The sequence below is a fragment of the Enterobacter cloacae complex sp. P18RS genome (assembly GCF_014982105.1).
GTDB classification, from domain to species: Bacteria; Pseudomonadota; Gammaproteobacteria; order Enterobacterales; family Enterobacteriaceae; genus Enterobacter; species Enterobacter hormaechei_C.
The window spans coordinates 100,242-125,199 of the sequence record NZ_JADCKV010000006.1 but is presented as its reverse complement, the minus strand read 5'-3'; the positions used below and the strand labels follow the sequence as shown (position 1 = coordinate 125,199).

The 24,958-nt window shown below is 56.9% G+C and carries 25 protein-coding genes; 9 read left to right on the top strand and 16 right to left on the bottom strand.

The features are described 5' to 3' along the window. Positions 1-12: 12 nt before the first annotated feature. The 7 genes from potI to nfsA form a co-directional block, all read right to left on the bottom strand. Positions 13-858, bottom strand: coding sequence for a putrescine ABC transporter permease PotI (gene potI, locus INF61_RS02965; RefSeq protein ID WP_003858378.1), 846 nt, complete (start codon positions 856-858; stop codon positions 13-15). After that, entirely contained in the window at positions 855-1,808 is a 954-nt protein-coding gene (gene potH, locus INF61_RS02960) for a putrescine ABC transporter permease PotH (RefSeq protein WP_193547510.1), read from the bottom strand. Before potH ends, potI begins: the two co-directional genes overlap by 4 nt. A gap of 9 nt (positions 1,809-1,817) precedes the next feature. Continuing rightward, the gene (gene potG / locus INF61_RS02955) at positions 1,818-2,951 is read right to left on the bottom strand and encodes a putrescine ABC transporter ATP-binding subunit PotG (RefSeq protein WP_193547509.1); all 1,134 of its coding nucleotides are present in this window, start codon (positions 2,949-2,951) and stop codon (positions 1,818-1,820) included. A 143-nt stretch (positions 2,952-3,094) separates the two neighbouring features. Beyond that, positions 3,095-4,207, bottom strand: a complete 1,113-nt coding sequence (gene potF / locus INF61_RS02950; protein WP_015571013.1) for a spermidine/putrescine ABC transporter substrate-binding protein PotF — start codon at positions 4,205-4,207, stop codon at positions 3,095-3,097. A gap of 349 nt (positions 4,208-4,556) precedes the next feature. Next, positions 4,557-5,033: a YbjN domain-containing protein gene (locus INF61_RS02945; RefSeq protein ID WP_003858385.1), complete on the bottom strand. Its 477-nt coding sequence runs from the start codon at positions 5,031-5,033 to the stop codon at positions 4,557-4,559. A gap of 63 nt (positions 5,034-5,096) precedes the next feature. Beyond that, on the bottom strand, positions 5,097-5,999 hold the full coding sequence (gene rimK, locus INF61_RS02940; protein ID WP_017693733.1) for a 30S ribosomal protein S6--L-glutamate ligase: 903 nt from the start codon (positions 5,997-5,999) through the stop codon (positions 5,097-5,099). Positions 6,000-6,063: 64 nt separating this feature from the next. Further along, on the bottom strand, positions 6,064-6,786 hold the full coding sequence (gene nfsA, locus INF61_RS02935; protein WP_015571015.1) for a nitroreductase NfsA: 723 nt from the start codon (positions 6,784-6,786) through the stop codon (positions 6,064-6,066). Positions 6,787-6,971: 185 nt separating this feature from the next. Here nfsA and INF61_RS02930 point away from each other — a divergent pair, with 185 nt between their 5' ends. Continuing rightward, positions 6,972-7,241, top strand: a complete 270-nt coding sequence (locus INF61_RS02930; protein WP_006809455.1) for a GrxA family glutaredoxin — start codon at positions 6,972-6,974, stop codon at positions 7,239-7,241. A 30-nt stretch (positions 7,242-7,271) separates the two neighbouring features. Here INF61_RS02930 and INF61_RS02925 read toward each other — a convergent pair whose 3' ends face one another. Then, complete coding sequence (locus INF61_RS02925; protein WP_048973298.1) at positions 7,272-7,646, bottom strand: inner membrane protein YbjM; 375 nt, start codon at positions 7,644-7,646, stop codon at positions 7,272-7,274. Between the two features lie 274 nt (positions 7,647-7,920). On the opposite strand from INF61_RS02925, the gene INF61_RS02920 reads away from it, so the two are divergent. Further along, a complete protein-coding gene (locus INF61_RS02920; protein WP_026080732.1) occupies positions 7,921-9,606 on the top strand; it encodes an aspartate:alanine antiporter in 1,686 nt (561 codons plus the stop codon). A gap of 288 nt (positions 9,607-9,894) precedes the next feature. Here INF61_RS02920 and INF61_RS02915 read toward each other — a convergent pair whose 3' ends face one another. Further along, on the bottom strand, positions 9,895-10,452 hold the full coding sequence (locus INF61_RS02915; RefSeq protein ID WP_032647831.1) for a TetR/AcrR family transcriptional regulator: 558 nt from the start codon (positions 10,450-10,452) through the stop codon (positions 9,895-9,897). An 82-nt stretch (positions 10,453-10,534) separates the two neighbouring features. Between INF61_RS02915 and INF61_RS02910 the strand changes: the two genes are divergently transcribed. Next, on the top strand, positions 10,535-11,749 hold the full coding sequence (locus tag INF61_RS02910) for an MFS transporter (RefSeq protein WP_149500234.1): 1,215 nt from the start codon (positions 10,535-10,537) through the stop codon (positions 11,747-11,749). Beyond that, positions 11,739-12,551 (top strand): Cof-type HAD-IIB family hydrolase, encoded by an 813-nt coding sequence (locus INF61_RS02905; protein ID WP_017384884.1) that lies wholly within the window; start codon positions 11,739-11,741, stop codon positions 12,549-12,551. Before INF61_RS02910 ends, INF61_RS02905 begins: the two co-directional genes overlap by 11 nt. 58 nt (positions 12,552-12,609) lie before the next feature. Here INF61_RS02905 and INF61_RS02900 read toward each other — a convergent pair whose 3' ends face one another. Beyond that, positions 12,610-13,842: an MFS transporter gene (locus INF61_RS02900; protein WP_023303359.1), complete on the bottom strand. Its 1,233-nt coding sequence runs from the start codon at positions 13,840-13,842 to the stop codon at positions 12,610-12,612. A 167-nt stretch (positions 13,843-14,009) separates the two neighbouring features. Here INF61_RS02900 and INF61_RS02895 point away from each other — a divergent pair, with 167 nt between their 5' ends. The 3 genes from INF61_RS02895 (at position 14,010) to deoR (ending at position 16,180) form a co-directional block, all read left to right on the top strand. After that, positions 14,010-14,738 carry a phosphatase PAP2 family protein gene (locus tag INF61_RS02895; RefSeq protein ID WP_045343709.1) on the top strand — a complete coding sequence of 243 codons (729 nt, stop codon included), beginning with the start codon at positions 14,010-14,012 and terminating at the stop codon, positions 14,736-14,738. A gap of 7 nt (positions 14,739-14,745) precedes the next feature. Further along, positions 14,746-15,354 (top strand): undecaprenyl-diphosphate phosphatase, encoded by a 609-nt coding sequence (gene ybjG, locus INF61_RS02890; RefSeq protein WP_062938122.1) that lies wholly within the window; start codon positions 14,746-14,748, stop codon positions 15,352-15,354. A 67-nt stretch (positions 15,355-15,421) separates the two neighbouring features. After that, positions 15,422-16,180 carry a DNA-binding transcriptional repressor DeoR gene (gene deoR / locus INF61_RS02885; RefSeq protein ID WP_017384886.1) on the top strand — a complete coding sequence of 253 codons (759 nt, stop codon included), beginning with the start codon at positions 15,422-15,424 and terminating at the stop codon, positions 16,178-16,180. 86 nt (positions 16,181-16,266) lie between these two features. On the opposite strand, the gene dacC is transcribed toward deoR, so the two are convergent. Then, positions 16,267-17,472 carry a serine-type D-Ala-D-Ala carboxypeptidase gene (dacC, locus tag INF61_RS02880; RefSeq protein ID WP_023296184.1) on the bottom strand — a complete coding sequence of 402 codons (1,206 nt, stop codon included), beginning with the start codon at positions 17,470-17,472 and terminating at the stop codon, positions 16,267-16,269. Positions 17,473-17,715: 243 nt separating this feature from the next. Between dacC and INF61_RS02875 the strand changes: the two genes are divergently transcribed. Beyond that, positions 17,716-18,342 carry a glutathione S-transferase family protein gene (locus INF61_RS02875; protein WP_193547508.1) on the top strand — a complete coding sequence of 209 codons (627 nt, stop codon included), beginning with the start codon at positions 17,716-17,718 and terminating at the stop codon, positions 18,340-18,342. On the opposite strand, the gene INF61_RS02870 is transcribed toward INF61_RS02875, so the two are convergent. Together INF61_RS02870 and bssR are read right to left on the bottom strand one after the other, a co-directional pair. Further along, a complete protein-coding gene (locus INF61_RS02870) occupies positions 18,343-19,461 on the bottom strand; it encodes a PQQ-dependent sugar dehydrogenase (protein WP_017384889.1) in 1,119 nt (372 codons plus the stop codon). Between the two features lie 106 nt (positions 19,462-19,567). Continuing rightward, positions 19,568-19,951, bottom strand: coding sequence for a biofilm formation regulator BssR (bssR, locus tag INF61_RS02865; protein WP_003858412.1), 384 nt, complete (start codon positions 19,949-19,951; stop codon positions 19,568-19,570). A gap of 217 nt (positions 19,952-20,168) precedes the next feature. On the opposite strand from bssR, the gene rimO reads away from it, so the two are divergent. Further along, the gene (rimO, locus tag INF61_RS02860) at positions 20,169-21,494 is read left to right on the top strand and encodes a 30S ribosomal protein S12 methylthiotransferase RimO (protein ID WP_063138460.1); all 1,326 of its coding nucleotides are present in this window, start codon (positions 20,169-20,171) and stop codon (positions 21,492-21,494) included. 63 nt (positions 21,495-21,557) lie between these two features. Here rimO and gsiD read toward each other — a convergent pair whose 3' ends face one another. Genes gsiD through gsiB form a run of 3 tightly spaced genes read right to left on the bottom strand, consistent with a single transcriptional unit; the run spans position 21,558 to position 24,935 of the window. Next, positions 21,558-22,469: a glutathione ABC transporter permease GsiD gene (gsiD, locus tag INF61_RS02855; RefSeq protein WP_193547507.1), complete on the bottom strand. Its 912-nt coding sequence runs from the start codon at positions 22,467-22,469 to the stop codon at positions 21,558-21,560. A gap of 1 nt (position 22,470) precedes the next feature. Beyond that, positions 22,471-23,391 carry a glutathione ABC transporter permease GsiC gene (gsiC, locus tag INF61_RS02850; RefSeq protein ID WP_006809475.1) on the bottom strand — a complete coding sequence of 307 codons (921 nt, stop codon included), beginning with the start codon at positions 23,389-23,391 and terminating at the stop codon, positions 22,471-22,473. 5 nt (positions 23,392-23,396) lie between these two features. Then, complete coding sequence (gene gsiB / locus INF61_RS02845) at positions 23,397-24,935, bottom strand: glutathione ABC transporter substrate-binding protein GsiB (RefSeq protein WP_015571028.1); 1,539 nt, start codon at positions 24,933-24,935, stop codon at positions 23,397-23,399. Between the last annotated feature and the right edge of the window lie 23 nt (positions 24,936-24,958).

Here is a 24,958-nt window from a genome sequence, read left to right as displayed (position 1 = left end):
ATAGTAATTCCTTCAGCCGCGTCTTGCACGCTGGATATCGCGCACACGCTGTTTTTCCGCGCGCGCCATCAAATACCAGGCGATAAATCCGACAATTCCGACCACGCCAAGGATGATGGAGGCCAGGGCGTTGATCTCCGGATTCACCCCCATCCGCACGCTGGAGAAGACCAGCATCGGCAGCGTCGTCGCGCCCGGCCCCGACACAAAGCTGGCGATAACCAGATCGTCGAGCGAGAGCGTGAACGCCAGCAGCCAGCCGGAGATCACCGCCGGCATAATCATCGGCAGCGTGATGATGAAAAAGACCTTCAGCGGCGTTGCGCCGAGATCCATCGCCGCCTCTTCAATGGAGCGATCCAGCTCGCGCAGCCGCGAGGAGATCACCACCGCCACATACGCCGTACAGAAGGTGACATGTGCCAGCCAGATGGTGAGCATCCCGCGATCCGCTGGCCAGCCGATGGCGTGCGCCAGCGCGACAAACAGCAGCAGTAGCGACAGGCCGGTGATGACGTCCGGCATCACCAGCGGGGCGGTGATCATAAACGCGAAACCATTCGCCCCGCGGAAACGGCCAAAGCGCACCATCACCAGCGCGGCGATAGTGCCCAGCACGCAGGCCATCGTCGCCGCCAGCGCCGCAATGGTCAGGCTCAGCCCCACCGCGCTCATCATCGCATCATCGTGGAACAGCTCGCTGTACCAGCGCGTGGACCAGCCCGCCCAGACGGTGACCAGCTTAGAGCTGTTGAACGAGTAGATCACCAGCATCAGCATTGGCGCATACAGGAAGGTAAAGCCGATAATCAGGATCGCAATTCGCCACGGGGAGCGTACTACCGGTAAGTTGTTCATCCGTGGTCTCCCATCTGTTTCTGCTGATGTTTGTGGAACCACATGATCGGCACGATCAGCAGCAGTAACATGACGATCGCCACCGCCGAGGCCACCGGCCAGTCGCGGTTATTGAAGAACTCCTGCCACAGCACGCGGCCAATCATGATGCTGTCCGGGCCGCCGAGCAGTTCCGGGATCACAAACTCCCCGACCGCCGGGATAAACACCAGCATCGACCCGGCGATGATCCCGCCTTTGGTGAGCGGCACAATGACGCTGAAGAAAGTCTTCAACGGGCGTGCGCCGAGATCCAGCGAGGCTTCCACCAGCGAGTAATCGATTCGCGTCAGCGCCGTATAGATTGGCAGCACCATAAACGGCAGATAGGCATAGACAATCCCGATATACACCGCAAGGTTGGTGTGCAGGATCGTCAGCGGCTGGTCGATGACCCCAAGCCACAGCAGGAAGTTATTCAGTATGCCGTTATTCTTCAGGATCCCCATCCACGCGTACACGCGGATCAGGAACGACGTCCACGACGGTAAAATGACCAACAGCAGTAAAATATTTCGCGTCGACGGCTTGCTGTGCGCCACTGCCCACGCCAGCGGGTAGCCCATCAACAAGCAGCAAATCGTAGAAATAGCCGCAACCTGTAACGACTGCAAATAGGCTTCGAAATAGAGCGGATCGTCGGTCAGTTGCAGAAAATTACCGAGGTTTAAGGTCAGCGTCAGCTGCCCGTCGGCCCACTCCCACAGATCGATATACGGTGGGATCGCCCGCGCCATCTCCGCCAGGCTGATCTTAAAGACGATCAGGAACGGCAGCAGAAACAGCAGGATCAGCCAGATATAGGGCATGGCGATGACCAGCTTGCGGCCATGCGCCATCTGCATGCGCGCCAGCCAGAGCGCGAAACCGCCCGGTTTTTTGACGCGGGCTGGAGGTTCAAGTGTGCTCATGACCGCTCCTTATACCGTCAGGACTACGCAACTGTCCGCATCCCAGCAGAGGCTCACTTCGTCGCCCCAGGTTGGCTGTCCCTTGCGATACCGGTGTTCGTTCTGTAACTGGGCGCTGAGCATCTGGCCGCTTTTCAGGCGCACATGGTAAATCGACAGATCGCCGAGATAGGCAATGTGTACCACTTCGCCCACGGCAAAGTTATAGCCATCGGCGGGCGGCTCATCGCAAAGCATGATTTTTTCCGGGCGCAGGGCAACGTAAACCGGCACGTTGTCCACCACGGAGTTATTAGAATCAACCTTCAGCGGGTGCACCAGCCCCGGCGATTCAATCACCAGACCGTCTTCCTGGCGTTCCTTCAGTAGCCCTTCGAAGACGTTTACCGAGCCGATGAACTCCGCGCTGTAGCGGGTTGTCGGGTGTTCATAGATCTCTTCCGGCTCGCCGATCTGCACGAACTTACCGCGATTCATGATCGCAATGCGCCCGGCCATGGTCATCGCCTCTTCCTGATCGTGGGTCACCATCACGCAGGTCACCCCCACGCGCTCGAGGATATCCACCACTTCCAGCTGCATCCGGTCGCGCAGCTTTTTATCCAGCGCGCCCATCGGCTCGTCGAGCAGTAATAATTTTGGACGCTTCGCCAGACTTCTTGCCAGCGCCACGCGCTGACGCTGGCCGCCGGAAAGCTGATGCGGCTTACGCTTCGCAAACTCCTGCATATGCACCAGGCTCAGCATCTCTGCCACGCGCGCGGTGATTTCGGCTTTCGGCAGTTTGTCCTGCTTCAGGCCGAAGGCGATGTTCTGCTCAACGGTCATGTGCGGGAACAGGGCATAGGACTGGAACATCATGTTTATGGGCCGCAGGTACGGCGGCACGCTGGAGAGGTCTACCCCATCCAGCACGATCTGCCCGGCGGTAGGCTGTTCAAAGCCTGCCAGCATACGCAGCAGTGTGGATTTGCCGCAGCCCGATGCGCCGAGCAAAGCAAAAATTTCACCTTTGTAGATCGTCAGGCTGACATCGTCCACGGCATGCTGGCCGTCGAAGGATTTGGTGAGGTTACGAATTTCAAGAAGCGGGGTCAGCGCTTTACGGACTTTCGCCTGCGGGCGGGGGATCGCGTCATTCACGGGGTGTTCTCCGGCATAGATCAACACTGGTGCAAACGCACCGTCAGGGTGCGCATCGCCGGGCGGCGCTAACGCTTGCCCGGCCTACGGGATCTGTCGGCCCGGTAAGCGACAGCGCCACCGGGCAACGATATCAAACGCCGTTACTTACCGCTTTTCACCTTGGTCCACGCGCGGGTACGCACACGGTCAATTTTCGGTTCCTGCACTTTCAGGGTGAAGAGCTTGGCAAACACATCGGCTGGCGGATAGATCGCCGGATTATTGCGGATTTCTTCGCTCACCAGCGGCACGGAGGCCTTGTTACCGTTGGCGTAGTAGACATGGTCGCTGATGTGGGCAATCACCTCCGGACGCATCAGGTAGTTGAGGAATTGATACGCTTCCTCTTTATTTTTCGCATCAGCCGGCATCGCGAAGACGTCGAAGAACGCCAGCGCCCCCTCCTTCGGAATGAAGTAGGAAACATTTACGCCGTTTTTGGCCTCTTTCGCGCGGTTCGCCGCCTGCCAGACATCGCCCGCCCAGCCGATGGCCACGCAGATATCCCCGTTAGCCAGGTCGTTGATGTACTGAGAGGAGTGGAAGTAGCGAATATTCGGACGCAGCTTCAGGAGCAGGTCGGTTGCCGGACCGGTGTAGTCGTCGGCCTTGCTGCTGTTAGGATCTTTGCCGAGATAGTTAAGCACGGTGGCGAAAATCTCTTCCGGCGCATCGAGGAAAGAGACGCCGCAGCTTTTCAGCTTCTCGAGGTTTTCCGGCTTCAGCACCACGTCCCAGCTGTCCAGCTTGACGTCCGGGCCCAGCGCCGCTTTGACTTTATCCACGTTATAGCCAATACCGGTTGTCGCCCACAGGTAAGGCATCGCGTATTTATTCTCCGGATCGTGCTTCGCCACCAGCTTCAGCACGTCCGGATCGAGGTTCTTCCAGTTCGGTAATTTGCTCTTGTCCAGCGGCTGGAAGACACCGGCGGTCAGCTGACGCTCCAGGAAGCTTGCCGACGGCACCACCAGATCGAAACCGGTGCTGCCCGCCATCAGTTTGCCTTCCAGCACTTCGTTGGAATCGAATACGTCGTAGACAACCTTAATGCCGGTCTCTTTTTCAAAATTCGCGACGGTGTCCGGCGCAATATAGTCAGACCAGTTATAGACGTGCAGCGTTTTTTGTTCCGCAGCGAGCGTGCCGGCAGAGACGGCCATCAGAGCACCCGCAACCAGACCCGATAACCATTTTTTATTCAAGGCGATCATATTGTTATTCCTTCTGAAAGTTCGTTAACAAACGAACCAAAACTGTGCAGCCTGAAGATATGCAATAATCATGCATAGTTTGTCGCTCTGCCCGAAATAAAATACCCCCTCTTCCCGGCAGGTTCCGCTCGCTTTTTTAAGCACCGCAAGAATAACTGTAGCCCGTGTCTCCGGCTATAGCCCAGACGAAAAAACGCCTTTTATCAATTTTTTATGCAGATTATGTCTACGTGATAAGCCGAAACGGCCGGAGAGGAGGTGAAAAACTCTTTAAAGAAAGGTTAAAAGCAGCAGAAAAAATGGTGTTATGCAGCCGCTCTGGCAGCGACTGCGCAAAAGTCAGACAGGCTTAGTGGAGAAAATTGGGAGATGCATCATTATTCTCGGCATCATCTTCCGCGCTATACAGCAGGTGATGTGCGTTGGCTTCCATCATTACCATGGAAATTTGCTCTTCGCTCAGGCGCATAAACCAGGCGAACTGCTTGAAGGAGAGCCCCGCGCCGGAGAATAAAGACTGGCAAACCACCAGCTTTGGCAGATTATCATCCTGTATGTCGAGAAACGCTTTCACCGTCAAAGAACTGGCGTTGATCGCTGACAGATCAGACGCCAGCGCCAGCAGCGCAGAAGGCTTTACTTCAGCCAGCGCCGAGAACAGGATCACGTCGTTAATCAGATCGATTTTGGCATCGAAAATGCCATCGAAATTTTGCATGTGAGGCAGATGCAGCGCCTGGCAGGAGTCGCATTCGAAGAAAGTAATACCGGCATCATCGAGCCATTGACGTAACGTATCCAGTGTAGGTACGACCTGTAAATCCATCGCTGTGCAGCCTCTTAAATAAAAACGTTGTCCAGATTACGCAAAAAGTGCGCGCCGATCCATTTAACCGCCCGTTTTCAGGCAAAATCCCGGCGTCGCATGGCGTTCAATCCATGCGATCATTTTACCTGCAATATCGACGCCTGTGGTTTTTTCCACCCCTTCCAGCCCCGGCGAGGCGTTGACTTCCATCACCAGCGGCCCGCGCCCGGCACGCAGCAGATCGACCCCCGCCACGTCCAGGCCCAGCGTCTGCGCCGCTTTCACCGCAATCTCGCGCTCGCGCTCGCTAATAAGGGCCACCCGCGCGATACCGCCGCGGTGCAGGTTAGAGCGGAAGTCGCCCTCTTTTGCCTGCCGCTCTATGGCGGCCACCACCTCATCGCCCACCACAAAGCAGCGGATGTCGCACCCGTTGGCCTCTTTAATATACTCCTGCACCAGAATATGGGCATTCAGACCGCGAAACGCGTCGATCACGCTTTCCGCCGCCTGACGCGTCTCCGCCAGTACCACCCCAATACCCTGCGTACCTTCCACCAGCTTAATAACCAGCGGCGCACCGCCCACCATGTCGATTAAATCGCTGGTGTCGTCCGGGGAGTGGGCAATCCCGGTGACGGGCAGATCGATCCCCTGGCGCGCCAGCAGTTGCAGCGAGCGCAGCTTATCGCGGGCGCGGGAGATCGCCACGGACTCGTTGAGCGGATAGCTTCCCAGCATTTCAAACTGGCGCAGCGCAGCCGTACCGTAATAGGTGATCTGGGAGCCAATGCGGGGAATTACCGCATCAAAATGCGGGAGTTTGCGGCCTTTGTAATGAATCGACGATGCCGCAGGGTCGATGTTCATATAGCAGGACATCGGATCGAGGATCTCAATCTGATGTCCGCGTTTCGCCGCCGCTTCTCGCAGGCGTTTACATGAATAGAGCGTTCCATCCCGGGACAATATGGCAATTTTCACCCTGCACCTCTCTAAAGACATGGTAAAAGCCTGCCTATCATACACGAGGCGCAGGAGGAATGGACTACCGCGTTGCCCAGCCCTGTTTGTGCAGGTAATCAAGAATGAACGGGCGGTTCTCCTTGATGATGGTGCGACGAATATGGTCGCTCCAGGTGTCGCGGCGGTTGTTGCTGTCGCGCGTCAGATAGTAGTTCGCCAGCTCTTCATCGTATTGATGCAGAACGTCCTGGTCGACCGGCTGGTAGTGGTTTTCATGCACCAGCATCGCAGCAGGAATGCGCGGCTTCAGATCCGGGTTATCTGCCGGCCAGCCGAGGCACAGACCAAACAGCGGCAGCACGTGTTTCGGCAGCTTCAGCAGTTCCGTCACGCTTTCGATGTTGTTACGCAGCCCGCCAATATAGACGCCGCCAAGCCCCAGCGATTCCGCCGCCGTGAACGCGTTTTGCGCCATCAGCGCCGTATCCACCACGCCCAGCAGCAGCTGTTCCGCCAGCCCCAGCTCGGCCTCGGGGCAGATTTGCAGATGACGGTTAAAATCGGCGCAGAACACCCAGAACTCAGCCGCCTGGGCAACGTGCTTTTGTCCGCCCGTCAGCGTTACCAGCTGCTCACGCATCGCCGGATCGGTGATGCGGATAATGGAGCTGCACTGCAAAAAGCTGGAGCTGGAGGTGCCTCTTGCGCTGTCGATGATCGCTTCCCGCTGCGCCTGGGTAATCGGCTCATCGGTGAAATGGCGAATGGAACGGTGGGAACGAAGCAGGTCAATGGTTGGCGTCATTTTGTCTCTCTTTGTGTTGCGTAAAACGTATGGCAGCCAGTATAGGCAATGATCCACCTGATGTAATTGGCGAAACATAGCCTGACTGTATCAAAGTGACAGGTGAAACCTTCTTTCCATGACGGCAGGTTATCGTGCACTATAGGCGCCATTCGCCGTCAGGCTTGTTTTTTGAGGAGAGAGAAATGTTTGCAGTAATTTTTGGTCGTCCAGGATGCCCTTACTGTGTACGCGCGAAAGAGCTGGCAGAGAAACTGACTGAAGAACGTGATGATTTCAACTTCCGTTACGTGGATATCCACGCGGAAGGCATCACTAAAGCCGATCTGGAAAAAACCGTGGGTAAACCGGTTGAAACCGTGCCGCAGATCTTCCTCGATCAGAAACACATCGGCGGCTGCACCGATTTTGAGGCCTACGCCAAAGAACACCTGGGCCTGTTTGCGGCTCAGTAATGCGAAGACGCCCTCACCCTGAGGGCGTTTTTATTTACGGTGCTTCCGCTGTTGCAGCAGGCTGCGCGTAAATAAGAAACAGAGCGCGCCCAGCGCACACCAGAAAACGCCACTCAGTAGCCACGCCACTTCCTGCCAGACGCTTCTCGACGAGAGAAACAGCATGCGCATCAGAAGCAGGCAGATCGGGGCCGCAAGCATTGCCCCAATAAGCGGCATCACCACCTCGCCTTTACGCGAGAGAAAACCGGCGACTACCCCCGGCAGGATGAAGAACAACAGGCCCAGCTCGGGATGACCGGACGCTCTGAAGGCGCCTTTCACGTTAAAAGCGAGCGACATGCAAACGACCGTAAACAGCAAAAAACAGCTGATTACGCCAGCCCAGTTTCGTTTAAAGTTCAAACTATCCTCCTGACTTATCTCTATCAAATACAAAAATCGTCCGGTGGACGCCCAGTCAGATAAAGCAATGCGGCAATCCTTGCCAAAGCACGCACAGAAGTCGTGCGATAATAGGTGGCTGTCGGTAGCTATTACGATTAAACTAACCGACTGCTAGTGTTTAGGGTATTTATCAGGAAGCAGGGAGATGCAAAGTGATTCCCTGACTCTGAAAACAGTAGCCCAAATAGTCCTTTCATTCAACAACTTACTGGTAAACAAGAAGTTAGCCTCCGTGAATATAAACGTCGCAGACTTGTTAAATGGGAATTACATCCTGTTATTATTTGTGGTACTGGCGCTGGGCCTTTGTCTGGGTAAATTACGCCTGGGTTCAGTTCAACTTGGTAATTCCATTGGCGTTTTAGTCGTCTCCCTGTTATTAGGTCAACAACATTTCAGTATTAACACGGACGCGCTTAACTTAGGTTTCATGCTGTTTATTTTTTGCGTAGGCGTGGAAGCCGGTCCGAACTTTTTTTCCATTTTCTTCCGAGACGGCAAAAATTACCTGATGCTGGCGCTGGTGATGGTCGGCAGCGCCCTGCTGATTGCGTTAGGGCTGGGCAAACTGTTTGGCTGGGACATCGGCTTAACGGCCGGTATGCTGGCAGGCTCGATGACCTCCACGCCGGTGCTTGTTGGCGCGGGGGATACGCTTCGTCATTCTGGCATGGCAGGCACGCAGCTTTCCTCCGCGCTGGACAACCTGAGTCTGGGCTATGCCCTGACCTATCTGATTGGTCTGGTGAGCCTGATTGTTGGCGCGCGCTATCTGCCAAAACTTCAGCATCAGGATCTTCAGACCAGCGCCCAGACCATCGCCCGCGAGCGCGGCCTGGACACGGACTCCAAACGTAAAGTTTACCTGCCGGTGATCCGCGCCTACCGCGTCGGGCCGGAGCTGGTTGCCTGGACCGACGGGAAAAACCTGCGCGAGCTGGGGATCTACCGTCAGACCGGCTGCTACATCGAACGTATCCGTCGTAACGGCATTCTGGCAAACCCGGACGGTGACGCGGTGCTCCAGATGGGCGATGACATCGCCCTTGTTGGCTACCCGGACGCCCACGCGCGTCTCGATCCGAGCTTCCGCAACGGGAAAGAGGTGTTTGACCGCGACCTGCTGGACATGCGTATCGTCACCGAAGAGATTGTGGTGAAAAACCACAACGCCGTGGGCCGCCGTCTGGCACAGCTGAAGCTGACCGACCACGGCTGTTTCCTCAACCGCGTGATCCGCAGCCAGATTGAAATGCCTATCGACGATAACGTGGTGCTCAATAAAGGCGATGTGTTGCAGGTCAGCGGCGATGCCCGACGGGTTAAAACCGTTGCCGACCGTATCGGCTTTATCTCGATCCACAGCCAGGTGACGGACCTGTTAGCCTTCTGCGCCTTCTTCATTGTCGGCCTGATGATCGGGATGATAACCTTCCAGTTCAGCAACTTTAGCTTCGGCATTGGTAACGCAGCCGGTCTGCTGTTCGCCGGGATCATGCTGGGCTTCCTGCGAGCGAACCATCCCACCTTCGGCTATATCCCTCAGGGGGCGCTGAACATGGTGAAAGAGTTCGGTCTGATGGTCTTTATGGCGGGTGTCGGATTAAGCGCCGGGAGCGGCATTGGCAACGGCCTGGGCGCGGTCGGCTGGCAAATGTTGGTTTCCGGACTTATCGTCAGCCTGGTACCGGTGGTGATCTGTTTCCTGTTCGGCGCCTACGTGCTGCGCATGAACCGCGCCCTGCTCTTCGGCGCGATGATGGGCGCGCGCACCTGCGCACCGGCGATGGAGATCATCAGCGACACCGCGCGCAGCAATATCCCGGCGCTGGGCTATGCAGGCACGTACGCAATCGCCAACGTGCTGCTGACGCTGGCGGGTACGCTGATCATCATTATCTGGCCAGGACTTGGATAAATCTCAAGTTTGCGTGTGGCTGAAAAAATTTTCGTTACGCGCAGAACTTTTTACGCAGGGTGCAGTCATAACTAGTGCCACTGCTTTTCTTTGATGTCCCCAATTTGTGGAGCCCATCAACCCCGCCGTTTTGGTTCAAGGTTGATGGGTTTTTTGTTGCCTGAAGAAATACAAATTTAAGATTCAGGATTGTAGGCCGTGTAAGGCGAAGCCGTCACCCGGCAAGTAGGGTAGTCGAATCGACTCCAGGCAAAAGTTCTGGGCCGGTAACATCATGGTGCCCTTCTGCTAATCGCGTGGCATCTGCTCACGGGCAATCCGCCCCACCATCACCCGGATCTCCTCCCGAGTTAACGGCGACCGATCGGTCACAAAATGCAGCGTCATCCCCTCGATAAACGCATCCAGCGCGCGGGCGGTGGCCGGATCAAACCACTGCTCCAGCGTAGCCTGGCTCATCTTCATCCAGTCCTGCATCACCGTTTTCAGCGCGGCGCTGCGGTGCATAAACGCGTACAGCTGATACATCAGCGCCATATTGTGTGGCGTGGTCACGGCTGAACTGTGGATCAGCGTGGTAATCGCCTCGCACGCCCTCTCGCGCCCCGTAACCCCCGCGAAGAAATCCCGGTACTGCTGAGACATCTGCTGCGTAAACCACGTGAATGCCTCCTCCAGAAGCGACTCCATCCCGTCGAAATAGTAGGTCATCGACCCCAGCGGCACGCCTGCGCAGGTGGCAATTTTGCGGTGCGTGACGGCATGAATACCGTGCTCAGCAATGGTGTCCAGCGTCGCCTGGAGTATCTTCTCGCGGCGGTTAGGGTCGTTCGGTGGTCTGCTCATAAAATCCTCATCCGGTTTATGTACAAATGTACACAAAGTTGCTAGTGTTGTCGCTATTGTTGTACTTCTGGTGCTGATCCCAATGACGCTAACTTCTCCTCGCAAAGCCCTGCATCTGCGCATGTGGGCGCTGTTTATGTTCTTCTTCATCCCCGGGCTGCTGATGGCTTCCTGGGCAACGCGCACCCCGGCAATCCGCGATACGCTATCCGTTTCGACGGCGGAGATGGGGATCGTGCTGTTTGGCCTGTCGATTGGCTCGATGAGCGGCATCCTCTGCTCGGCCTGGCTGGTGAAGCGCTTTGGCACGCGCGCGGTGATCCGCACCACCATGTGCTGCGCCGTGGTGGGAATGCTCGGTCTGAGCGTGGCGCTGTGGTTCGCCTCGCCGCTGATGTTTGCCCTTGGGTTGATGGTATTTGGCGGCAGCTTTGGTGCGGCGGAAGTGGCCATTAACGTCGAGGGGGCCGCCGTTGAAAAGGCGATGAACAAAACGGTGCTGCCGATGATGCATGGCTTTTACAGCCTCGGCACGCTGGCGGGCGCGGGCGTGGGGATGGCGCTGACGGCGCTGGGCATTGCGGCCAATGTGCACATTTTACTCGCGGCGCTGGTCTGCATTATCCCGATCCTCACCGGCATCAGGGCTATTCCCGCAGGCACAGGACAAAATGCCTCGGACGAACAGAAGTCTGCGGCAAAAGGGTTGCCCTTCTATCGCGATTTCCAGCTGATGCTGATTGGCGTGGTGGTACTGGCGATGGCGTTTGCTGAAGGATCCGCCAACGACTGGCTACCGTTGCTGATGGTAGACGGGCACGGATTTAGCCCCACCTCCGGCTCGCTGATTTACGCCGGGTTTACGCTCGGCATGACCGTCGGACGCTTTACCGGGGGCTGGTTTATCGACCGTTACAGCCGCGTGGCTGTTGTCCGTGCCAGCGCCCTGCTGGGTGGGCTGGGCATCGCGATGATTATCTTTGTGGATGTGGACTGGATTGCCGGCGTGTCGGTGATCCTGTGGGGACTGGGCGCCTCCCTTGGCTTCCCGCTGACCATTTCCGCTGCCAGCGATACCGGCCCCGACGCGCCGACGCGCGTGAGCGTCGTGGCGACCACGGGCTACCTCGCTTTCCTGGTGGGCCCGCCGCTGCTTGGATTCCTCGGTGAGCACTACGGGTTACGCAGCGCGATGCTGGTGGTATTAGGGTTAGTCATTATTGCCGCCCTGGTGGCGCGAGCGGTGGCAAAACCGGAAGCAGAAACAACGTCAATGGAGAAGGGATATGAGCGTTAAACTGATTGCAGTCGACATGGATGGCTCCTTCCTGAGCGATGCGAAAACCTATAACCGCGCGCGTTTTCTGGCGCAGTACGCGCGCATGAAAGCGCAAGGCATCCGTTTTGTGGTCGCCAGCGGAAACCAGTACTACCAGCTGATCTCATTTTTCCCGGAGATCGCCCATGAAATTGCCTTCGTCGCCGAAAACGGCGGCTGGGTGGTGGATGCGGGCGAAGACGTGTTTAACGGCGAACTGTCGAAAGAGCATTTTCTGACCGTCGCCACCCTGTTAAACGACGTGCCCGGCATTGAGATAATTGCCTGCGGAAAAAACAGCGCCTACACGCTGAAAACGTATAACGACCTCTTCAAAGAGATTGCTGCGAAATACTATCACCGCCTTGAAAGCGTCAGCAGCTTTGACAACCTCAACGATATTTTCTTCAAATTCGGGCTAAACGTCTCTGACGACGAAATTCCGCGCATTCAGGCGCTGCTGCATGAGAAGCTTGGCGACATCATGGTGCCGGTGACCACGGGACACGGTAGTATCGACCTGATTATCCCCGGCGTACACAAAGCTAACGGCCTGCGGATCCTGCAAGCGCGCTGGGGCATTGAGGACAGTGAAGTGGTGGCCTTTGGCGACAGCGGTAACGACGTGGAGATGTTGCGCCAGGCAGGGTATGGCTTCGCGATGGCCAATGCCAGACCGCACATTAAGGCGGTGGCCCGCTATGAAGCGCCGAACAATAATGACGAAGGGGTGCTGGACGTAATTGATAGGGTGCTGGACGGGGAGGCGCCGTTTAATTGATTCCGTGCGCTCTGGTGCCCTCACCCTAACCCTCTCCCACCGGGAGAGGGAATAAGGATTACGGTTGCAGGGCGTTTCCGACGCGTTTGTCTTTCAGGAATACCACCATCAGGGCAATCCACAGTACGCCGTTGGCGAGGTTAAACAGGCTGAACAGTCCGTTACCGCCGAAAGCATAGGCATGCTTGCTCACCTCAATACCGACGGTGAAAATCAGCATTTGCAGCATCCCCATCGCGGCAGACACCGTGCCTTTACTCATTTCACTGGCGAACAGCGTCAGGCGCACCAGGCCGGCATTCGCCACGCCAATACCAAACGCATAAACGCTCAGCCCCGCCGTCATCCACAGGTACGCATGGGACGAGACTACGGTCGCCACCGCCGCGATAATCAGCCCTGCCGCTATGGGCCAGCCACCCATAATAATCAGCGAACGCACGGTACGTCGCGACGTCAGACGCGCCAGCACCAGGTTACCGATAATCAGCGCGCCAAAAATCGGCACCTGTAACAGGCCATACTCATAGCTGCTAAGCTGTTCGCCGCTGATGATAATGACCGGCGACTGGGCAATCCACGCCAGCAGCGGCAGGCTGACAAAGCCCGTCGCCAGCGCGCCCGCGACAAAACGGCCGTTTTGCAGCACCGCCTTATAGTCACGCCCCAGCTCTTTAAGCGAGAGCTTTTCGCCCAGGCGGGTGGCGGTCTCCGGCATCGCACGGTGCAGCCCAAAGAAAGAGATGGCCGCAAGCGCGGCAAAGAGGACGAACATCCCTTCCCACGGCGCAACGTGGACCCATGCGGCTCCCACCAGCGGCCCCAGAAGCGGCGCAATCAGCGCCACGTTCGCCATCAGCGCGGTTATTTTGATACATACCGCCTCCTCAAACGACTCCTGAATAGCGGCGTAGCCCACGGCGCCAATAAAGCACAGGCTCACGCCCTGAAGGAAACGCAGCAGCGTGAATTGCTCAATGTTCTGCGCCAGCAGCGTGGCGAGACAGGTGACGATAAACCACACCACGCCCGTCAGCATCACCGGGCGGCGGCCAATACGATCCGACAGCGGCCCTAAAAGCCACTGTAAAAACATGCCGCCCGCCAGATAGGCGGTCATGGATGTAGGTACCCACTCAATACCTGCGTTGTACTGCTCAACCACAGCCAGCATGCCTGGCTGGATCATGTCGTTGCCGATGTAGGTAGAGAATTCGTAAAGCACCAGACACAGAGGAAAAAGTAACGCCTGACGACCCAGACGATTACCGGAAGAAGAACGGTTTATCATGCAATCTCTTTAGTATGAAAAAATCGCGATGAGTGTAATGAATTGCCGCTGTCTGAGATAGCATAATCACGTGAAAACACAGAAATAAGGCACTTATCGTTGTTGTTTAAGGTTTCCTTAAGTTGCCCTCCCTATGATAGTGCTATTTCACGTTATTGACCGAAACTATGACACACGCCGTCAGCCCTTCAGAATTATCTAAGTTACCGACAAATAAGACAAAAAGCCTTTACCGTTTGTCTGCCCGCTTTTATGGTTATCAGCTTTTCGGGCTGATCGTCCTTGCGCTGCTTTTTACCTGGCTTTCGCGCGATGAATCGCTTGACCGATGGATAACCGGCTTCTGGTATGACGCGGCGACGCACCATTTCCCGCTACAGCAAAACCCGCTGCTGGATCTGCTGAACCATCGGCTGGCGAAATATGTGACCATTGCGCTGGCTGCCGCATCGCTGATTTACGGCGCTTACAAACGCAATGCCCGGCTGGTGACGGCCGCGCTTCTGATGGGGCTGGGGGCGCTGGTAGTTGGGGTGCTGAAAAGCATAAGCCACCACAGCTGTCCGTGGGATCTGGTGGAGTATGGCGGCAAAGCCGTCTCGTATCCCCTGTTCAGCGCCGTTCCGGCAGACAGCGGACCGGGACGCTGCTTTCCCGGCGGCCACGCCTCAAGCGGGTTTATGGTGATGGGGTTGTTTTTTGCCTTCTGGCGTGAACGTCCGCGCCTGGCATGGTCCTTTGTCGCGTTAGGCGTTGTTATGGGGCTGCTGATGGGATTCGGCCAGGTCATGCGCGGCGCGCATTTTTTCTCTCACAACCTGTGGGCCGGGTGGTGGGTCTGGTTTTCCCAGGTGCTGGTTTACGGGCTGGTTTCCACCTGGTTTGCTAAAGAGTAACGAGATTATGTTAGAAAATCTGAACTACGAACTGTTTTACCTGCTCAACGCCACGCCAGCATCACCGAAATGGATGATCGATCTCGCCACCTTCATTGCGAAAGATGTGATCAGCATTGTACCGGCGCTGGCGGTGATCCTCTGGTTATGGGGACCTCGTACACAGGTCACCGCCCAGCGCCATCTGGTGATCAAAATGGCGATGGCGATCGGCGTGAGCGTGCTGGCAAGCTACGTGCTGGGCCACGCCTTCCCGCACGATCGTCCGTTTGTCGATCGCGTCGGCTACAACTTCCTGCACCATGCGCCGGATGACTCGTTCCCGAGCGATCACGGCACGGTGATCTTCACCTTTGCGCTGGCCTTCCTGTTCTGGCATCGCCTGTGGTCTGGCATGGTGCTGATGGGGGTGGCGGTCGCCATCGCCTGGTCCCGCGTCTACCTGGGCGTGCACTGGCCGCTGGATATGGTCGGCGGTTTCCTGGTGGGGCTGATGGGCTGCGTCAGCGCAGCCATCCTGTGGAGCCTCTTTGGTCCGGCGCTTTATCGTGGATTATCACAGGCCTATCGCGTTCTGTTTGCCCTTCCGATCCGCAAAGGCTGGATACGTGACTAACCCCGGTCCGTCAGGTTACACTTGAGCCCCCGCCCTGCGGGGGCTCACTTTTTTAGCCCGAGGATCTATGGAAACACGTCGCGATGACCGCATTGCTCAGCTGCTTCAGGCGCTGAAGCGCAGCGATAAGCTGCATCTTAAGGAAGCCGCTACCCTGCTTGGCGTGTCTGAAATGACCATTCGTCGCGATCTGAACAGCGACAGCGCCCCCGTTGTGCTGCTTGGCGGGTATATTGTTCTGGAGCCGCGTAGCGCCAGCCATTATCTGTTAAGCGATCAAAAAACACGCCTGGTGGAAGAGAAGCGCAAAGCCGCGCGGCTCGCCGCCTCGCTGGTGCAGCCGCATCAAACGCTGTTTTTTGACTGCGGTACGACAACCCCGTGGATCATCGAGGCCATCGACAGCACCGTTCCCTTTACCGCCGTCTGTTATTCGCTAAACACCTTCCTGGCCTTGCAGGAGAAACCGGCGTGCCGGGTGATTTTGTGCGGCGGCGAGTTTCATGCCAGCAACGCCATCTTCAAACCGCTGAATATTCAGGACACGCTGAGCAATGTATGTCCGGATATCGCCTTTTACTCTGCGGCGGGTGTGAATGTGAAACAGGGGGCAACCTGTTTTAATCTTGAAGAGTTACCGGTGAAACAGTGGGCGCTCAACGCCGCACAGCAGCATGTGCTGGTGGTTGATCACAGTAAATTTGGCAAGGTTCGTCCGGCAAGGATGGGGGAACTGTCGCGCTTTGACGCCATCGTCAGTGATTGCCGCCCGGATGACGAGCTGGTGTCGTATGCAAAGGCGCAGCAGGTGAAGTTGATGTATTGAGGTTGTGCCGGGTGGCGGCTTCGCCTTACCCGGCCTACAACGGCTCAAACGAAGGCCGGGTAAGCGCAGCGCCACCCGGCAAAAACCTAGCTGAACCAGCTGCCAAACCAGCCGTGGAACTTCATTAACACAAAGTCCCACATCCGGCTGAAGAAGCCGCCCTCTTCCACCGCTTCCATCACCACCAGCGGACGCTGCTCAATGGATTTGCCGTTAAGCTGGAAATCTATCGTCCCGACCACCTGGCCTTTTTTCAACGGCGCGGTCAGCTGTGGCTCGGTCAGGGTATAGCTGGCTTTCAGGTTTTTCAGCTGACCGCGTGGAATGGTGACAGAACCCGCTTCACCTGCCCCCAGGTTCACTTCGCTTTTATCCCCAAACCAGACGCGCTGGCTGACGAAGGTGGCGTCCGGCTTAATCGGCGTGACGGTTTCAAAGAAGCGGAAACCCCAGGTCAGCAGTTTTTCGGATTCATTAAAACGAATGCGGTCGGTTTTCGTCCCCAGCACCACCGAGATCAGGCGCATGTCGCCCTGCGTCGCAGAAGCCACCAGGTTGTATCCGGCCCCGGCGGTCGTCCCCGTTTTCATGCCGTCCACGTTAACGTTACTGCTCCAGAGCAGACGATTACGGTTAGGCTGGCGGATATTGTTGAAGGTAAACTCTTTCTCTTTATGGATGGCGTACTCATCCGGCACGTCATGGATCAGCGCTTTGCCCAGCAGCGCCATATCGCGCGCGGTACTGAACTGACCGGGCGCATCCAGGCCGTGAACGGTTTTAAAGGTGGTGTTGGTCAGACCCAGTTTTTGCGCGTAGCCATTCATCAACCCAATGAATGAGTCCTGACTGCCTGCGACGTAATCGGCCAGCGCAATACAGGCATCATTTCCCGACTGAATAATGACCCCTTTATTCAGATCGGAAACGGAGACCTGATCGCCGGGCTTCAGGAACATGACGGACGAGCCGCGCAGCGCCGGGTTACCCGTCGCCCAGGCATCTTTGCCGACGGTGACCATGTCATCCAGCTTGATCTTGCCCGCTTTCAACGCCTGGCCCACAACATAGCTGGTCATAATTTTCGTCAGGCTCGCCGGGTCGAGTTTTTCGTCGGCGTTACCTTCCGCCAGCACTTTCCCGCTGGCGTAATCCATCAGGATCCAGGCGCGCGCATCGACAGGCGGCGCTTCGGGCGCCGTCTGTTCCGCCGCATGGAGCGTTGGGGCAAAAAGGAAAAGCAGCGCCGAGCCTGCCGCCAGGCTGCGCAGAGAAGAAGTTTTTTGCGTCATAAATGCCACCCGAGTGTCCATTCTAAAAATCACGTCACAATCACCGTGTCGCAAGAAGCGATGAGTAATAGCGCACTACAGCGTTCAAAGAAACCTGTTCCAGGTAAAGTTTTTAAAGTTTATGCAATAACATTCAGATACGCTTTGATTGCGGCGTTTTTTTTAGCATCTGTTGCGTAATTGTTAGGTTTATCTCACCATGGCGAAAAGCTGACTCGGATTCACATCTCATCGGGAGTAAATATGATTACGCTGTGGGGCAGGAACAATTCGACTAACGTGAAGAAAGTGCTCTGGACGCTGGAGGAGCTGGATTTACCGTTCAACCAAATCATGGCTGGCATGGCGTTCGGGGTGAATAAAGACGCCGACTATCTGGCGATGAACCCAAACGGACTGGTGCCGTTGCTGCGCGATGACGAGACAGACGCCACGCTGTGGGAGTCCAACACCATCGTGCGTTATCTCGCCGCGCAATACGGCCAGGGTCGCCTGTGGGTGGAAAATCCGGCCCGGCGCGCGCAGGGCGAAAAATGGATGGACTGGGCAAACCAGACGCTTTCCCCCACGCACCGGGTGATCCTGATGGGGCTTGTCCGCACGCCGGAAGCCGAACGTGATTATCCCGCCATTCATGCCGCCCAGGACGCCTGCGAATCCCTGTTCGCGATGATGGACGACGAACTGGCGAAGCACGCCTGGTTCTCCGGCGACACCTTCGGCGTGGGCGATATCGCCGTCGCCCCCTTCGTCTGGAACCTCACTAACATGGGTCTTAGCTGGAGCCCGCGCCCTCACCTGGAGCGCTGGATCCAGCAGCTTAGCGAGCGCCCGGCGTATCGCAACGTGGTGATGATCCCGCTGACCTGATTACGACCTGGACGGGCTGACTTTCAGCAGTTGCCCGTCCGTCTCGTCAGTCAGCACGTACAGATAGCCATCCGGCCCGACGCGCACATCGCGAATACGCTGATCTTTATCGCCCAGAATGCGTCCGTCCTCCGTCACGCTATTGCCCTTCACGCTCAGCACGATGACGTCTTTCTCCTTCAGCGCGCCGATAAACAGCTTGTTTTTCCACTGCGGGAAGACGTCGCTGTTGTAGAACGCCATGCCGCTGACGGCGGGCGATACTTTCCAGACAAACAGCGGCTTTTCGGTGCCCTCAACGTGCTCGCCTTTCGCTTCCGGGATTTTCAGGCCGCTGTAATTGATCCCGTGCGTCGCCAGAGGCCAGCCGTAGTTTTTGCCCTTCTCAGGAATGTTAATCTCATCCCCACCGCGTGGTCCGTGTTCGTTGAGCCACAGCGTGTCGCTCCACGGATTCATCGCCATCCCCTGCGGGTTGCGAATGCCATAGGACCAGATTTCAGGGCGCGCACCGGCGGTGTTCACAAACGGATTATCCGGCGGCACTTTTCCGTCCTCCGTCAGGCGCACCACCTTGCCCTGAAGCTTGTCCAGCTCCTGCGCCGTCGGGCGCTGGTTGTTTTCACCCAGGCCAATAAAGAGATAGCCTTTGCCGTCGAACACCAGCCGTCCGCCAAAGTGGTTGCCGGTAGAGAGCTTCGGCATCTGTCGGAACACCACCTGGAAGCCCTCAATGCGCGAAAGGTCATCGCTCAACCGCCCGTAGCCCACCGCGGTACCCGCTTTGCCATCATTACCTGCCTCGGCGAAGCTGAGCCAGACCCGCCGTGACTGTGCAAAATCCGGGGCCAGCGCGACGTCCAGCAGTCCGCCCTGGCCGCTCGCCCACACTTTCGGCACGCCGACAATCGGATCGGAGAGCCCTTTTCCAGCCTGCCAGTGCTTAAGCTGCCCGTCTTTGAGCGTGATGAGCAGCCCCTTGTTATCTGGCAGAAACGCCAGCGACCAGGGGTGATCCAGTTTTGTCTGTAGCACGTCGACCTTAACCGTCTCAGGCGCTGCAAGCAGTGAAAGCGGGAATAACAAGACTGGAAGGAAAATCAACGAGGATCGAGGCATAACGCACTCCTTTATCGACATATGGCTTAAAGATTAGCCACTGTTCCCGGGTGCGTTACCACTTTTACAAAAGCTTAATCAGAAGGGGGAGTTGCCTCCCCCGGGTTCAGTGCCGGGCAAGCGTTTCCGGCTTGTTCAGACACATGATGCAAAGCGCGAGCGTGGTCAGGCAGTTTTCAAGCTTCTCCGCGTTAACGGCAATAAAATTCGGGCAGTCGTGACGTCCGTTCATCAAACAGACTCCGGCGATGGAGAGCACCTCGGCGGCGCGGCGCAGCGCCACTAATTCGCTTTCAGCGTAGTGCGCTTTCAGGATGGGTGCTTTTTCACGCATGAAATTGCAAAGTTCAAAGAAGTTATCACGCAGATTTTCGCTTTCGCTGACTGACATATACCCTTTCGCCTTGCGGAGTTGCAGATATGCGGCCAGGTCGATTCGGGCGTTGATCAGCTTGTTAAGCAGATCGCGTTTCAGTCTGTCAACGGACATGCTATTTCCTCCCCTGTCAGCCATGTTACCTTATTAAGGATAAGGTCATTTTTTGTACAATGTAATGCCTGAGATCAATAAACGATAACTGATTAACATTCTTTACAATGTTACAACGATTGCCCGCCTCAACTGCGCCATCAAGAGTGTATAAATCCCCCGCGATACGCTGTAAAATCCCGCCCTGATAACTCCATAATTGATGAATTTTTAACCTATGAGCAATGTTACGCACCAGCCGAAAATCGGCTTCGTCTCCCTGGGCTGCCCGAAAAACCTGGTGGATTCCGAACGCATCCTGACCGAACTGCGCACCGAAGGCTATGACGTGGTGCCAAGCTACGACAACGCCGATATGGTGATCGTTAACACCTGCGGCTTTATCGACAGCGCGGTGCAGGAGTCACTGGAAGCGATCGGTGAAGCCCTGACGGAAAACGGCAAAGTGATTGTTACCGGCTGCCTGGGCGCGAAAGTGGACCAAATCCGCGAAGTGCACCCGAAAGTGCTGGAGATCACCGGCCCGCACAGCTACGAGCAGGTGCTGGAACATGTTCATCACTACGTCCCCAAACCAAAGCACAACCCGTTCCTGAGCCTGGTGCCGGAACAGGGCGTGAAGCTGACGCCGCGCCACTACGCCTACCTGAAAATTTCCGAAGGCTGCAACCATCGCTGTACCTTCTGCATCATACCGTCGATGCGTGGCGATCTGGTGAGCCGTCCGATTGGCGAGGTGCTGGCAGAAGCCAAACGCCTGGCCGACGCGGGCGTGAAGGAGCTGCTGGTCATCTCCCAGGACACCTCCGCCTACGGTGTGGACGTCAAACACCGCTCCGGTTTCCACAACGGCGAGCCGGTGAAAACCAGCATGGTCGGCCTGTGCGAGCAGCTGGCTAAGCTCGGGATCTGGACGCGCCTGCACTACGTCTACCCTTATCCGCACGTTGACGATGTGATCCCGCTGATGGCGGAAGGCAAAATCCTGCCGTATCTGGATATCCCGCTACAGCACGCCAGCCCGCGCATTCTGAAGCTGATGAAACGTCCTGGCTCCGTGGATCGCCAACTGGCGCGCATCAAGCAGTGGCGTGAGATTTGCCCGGATCTGACCCTGCGCTCCACCTTTATTGTCGGCTTCCCGGGTGAAACCGAAGAAGATTTCCAGATGCTGCTCGACTTCCTGAAAGAGGCGCGTCTGGATCGCGTCGGCTGCTTCAAGTACAGCCCGGTTGAAGGCGCAACGGCCAACGAGCTGGCGGACCAGGTACCGGAAGAGGTAAAAGAGGAGCGCTGGAACCGCTTTATGCAGCTGCAACAGCAGATCTCTGCTGAACGCTTGCAGGAGAAAGTGGGCCGCGAAATTCTGGTGATTATCGACGAAGTGGACGAAGAAGGCGCGATTGGCCGCAGCATGGCGGATGCACCGGAAATCGATGGCGCGGTGTACCTGAACGGCGAAACACAGGTTAAGCCGGGTGATATTATTCGCGTGAAGGTTGAAAACGCGGATGAGTATGACCTGTGGGGTAGCCGGGTTTAAACACCCAGCTTCCCTTTTGTAGGCCGGGTAAGGCGTAGCCGCCACCCGGCACATTCCACAGCACTACCCTTTTATCCGCGGATCCAGCGCGTCGCGCAGCCCATCCCCCAGCAGGTTAAACGCCAGCACGGTCAGGAAAATCGCCAGGCTCGGGAAGATCGCCACGTGTGGCGCAATCACCATATTCGCCCGCGCCTCGTTCAGCATCGCGCCCCACTCCGGCGTCGGCGGCTGTGCCCCTAACCCCAGAAACGACAGGCTGGCCGCCGAGATAATCGACACGCCTATGCGCATGGTGAAATAGACCACGATAGACGAGACCGTTCCCGGCAGAATATGGCTGAACAGGATGGTGGCATCGCTGGCTCCCATGCTGCGCGCCGACTCGATAAAGGTCTGCTGCTTCAGCACCAGCGTGTTGCCACGTACCAGACGCGCGAAAGCGGGAATCGAGAATACCGCCACGGCGATAATGACGTTCGCCATGCCGCTGCCCATCACCGCCACCACGGCAATCGCCAGCAGAATACCGGGAAAGGCAAACAGCACGTCGCAGATACGCATGATGATGCGGTCCCACCAGCCTTCGTAGTACCCGGCCACCAGCCCCAGCACGGTGCCAATTGCTGCGCCCATCAGCACCGCGAAGACCCCGGCCGCCAGTGAGATCTGCGCCCCTACCAGCACGCGGCTGAATATATCGCGCCCGAGCGAGTCCACGCCAAACCAGTGCATCATCGACGGACCATCGTTCAGCCGGTCGTAGTCGAAGTAGTTTTCCGCATCAAACGGGGCTATCCAGGGGGCGATAATCGCCACCAGGATCAGCAGTAACACAAACAACCCGGCGACCATAGCGACGGGCTGACGACGGAATCGACGCCAGAACTCAACCCACGGGGTGCGAATATGGTCCGGCCTGATCCCCGGCATAGCGTTTAAAATGGCCTGGCGACGCCAGTTCAGTAATCGCATCTTACTTATACCTGATGGCCGGGTTAATGGCGGCGTAAAGCACATCCACCACTAAGTTGATAAGAATAAACTCCAGCGAGAAAAGCAGGACTTCAGCCTGAATAACCGGATAGTCACGCATATCGACCGAGTCGACCAGCAGGCGCCCCAGCCCCGGCCAGTTAAAGACCTTCTCAACCACGATAGAGCCCCCCAGCAGGAAGCCGAACTGTAGCCCCATCATCGTGACCACCGGGATCATCGCATTACGAAAACCATGCTTCAGAATGACCCATTTCTCACTCACCCCTTTTGCCCGCGCGGTGCGAATGTAATCTTCGCTCAGCACGTCGACAAACGAGGCGCGGGTAAACCGGGCCATAACCGCCGCAACGGCCGCGCCTAGCGTCATAGAGGGCAGAATGTAGTGCTTCCAGGTGTCGGCCCCGACGGTCGGCAACCAGCCCAGCTCGACGGAGAAAATCTGCATCAGCAGCATGCCCAGCGCAAACGCCGGGAAAGAGATGCCGGTGACCGCCAGCGCCATACCGAGCTTATCCGGCCAGCGGTTGCGCCAGACGGCGGCGACAATCCCCGCCCCCAGGCCAAAGACAACCGCCCAGCTCATACTGGCAATCGTTAACCAGAAGGTAGGCATAAAGCGGCTGGCAATCTCCTCCGACACCGGACGACGCGACACCATTGAGATGCCGAAATCGCCCTGAAGGACATTGCCAATGTAACGCAGAAATTGCCTGTACAGCGGTTGGTCAAGACCGAGCTGTTTACGCACCAGTTCAATAACCGTCGCATCCGCTTCCGGTCCGGCAATCAAACGCGCCGGATCGCCGGGCAGCATATGGACAAACAAAAACACCAGCACGGCCACAATCAGCAGCGTCGGGATAAGCCCCAGCAGGCGTTTACACACATAATTCAGCATGAGTTTTATTTCAAATCCGCGTCATCAAAGCTAAAGCCCGTATCCGGCATGATGTAAAAACCGGTCAGCGCTTTGTTGTGGGCTGAGACCAGTTTTTCCACCACCAGCGGCACCCACGGCGACTCTTTCCAGATAATGTCCTGCGCCTCTTTGTACAGGCGTGCTTTCTCTTCCGGTTTGGTGGTTTTTAGGGCATCGGCCAGATCTTTATCCACCTGCGGATTACTGTAGAACGCGGTATTGAACAGCGTTGGCGGCCAGTTCTGGGAAGCAAACAGCGGCGACAGGGACCAGTCCGCTTCTCCGGTTGAAGCCGTCCAGCCGGTGTAGAACATCCGCACTCCGCTCTCTTTCTGTCCTTTGCCTTCCACTTCCGCCGCTCGCTGTCCGGCATCCATCGCCGTAACCCTGGCTTTAATGCCCACCTGCGCCAGCTGCTGCTGGGTAAATTGCAGCACCTTCTGCGCGGTACTGTGGTTATGCGACGACCACAGCGTAGTGCTAAAGCCGTTCGGATAGCCCGCCTCTTTCAGCAGTTCCCGCGCTTTCGCCGGATCGTAAGGCCACGGCTGATAGCTTTGCGCGTACTCAATGGTTGGCGGCATCACGCCCGTCGCCGGGGTGGCATAGCCGGCAAAGGCCACCTTCACCAGCGCCTGGCGGTTAATGGCGTAGTTGATGGCTTCACGCACCTTCGGGTTATCAAACGGTTTCTGCGTGACGTTCATGCTGATGTAGCGCTGCATAATCGACGGGCTGGCCACCAGTTCCAGCTTGCTGTTTTTCGCCAGCAGCGCCGCCTGTTCGTACGGGATCGGGAAGGCAAACTGCGCTTCGCCGGTTTGCAGCATTGCGGCGCGGGTGTTGTTGTCCACTACCGGCCGCCAGGTGATGGTATCCAGTTTCGGCAGCCCCTGCTGCCAGTATCCGGCGAATTTTTTCACCTTCACAAAATCGGTCTGGTTCCAGGTGAGCAGTTCGTACGGTCCGGTCCCCACCGGGTGGAAGCCAATCTCTTTGCCGTATTTTTTCAGGGCGGCGGGCGAAATCATCGCCGTCGCGGGATGCGCCAGGATATTGATAAACGCCGAGAACGGCTCTTTGAGGGTGATCTTCACCGTTGCCGGATCAACCACCTCGGTTTGGGCGATATTTTTATACAGGTTGTAGCGTTTAAGACCGTTTTCCGGATTGCTGGCACGATCCAGGTTGACCTTAACCGCCTCGGCGTTGAAGTCGGTGCCATCCTGGAACTTCACGCCGGTACGGAGCTTAACGGTATAGACCAGCCCGTCGTCCGACACGGTATAGCCTTCCGCCAGCACGTTTTTCAGCTTCATTTCGCGGTCCAGGCCGAACAGCCCCTGGTAGAAGGATTTTGCCACCGCCTGAGAAAGAGTGTCGTTGGCATCATACGGATCCAGGGTCGTGAAGTTAGACCCCACAGCCACCACCACATCTTTCGCCGCGAACGCGGGGGCGGCGGCCAGCGCAGCCGTCACGCTCGCGGCCAGCAGCCATTTACGAGCAACAAAAGGAACCATTGTGTTCTCCTGCCTGTTGTAAG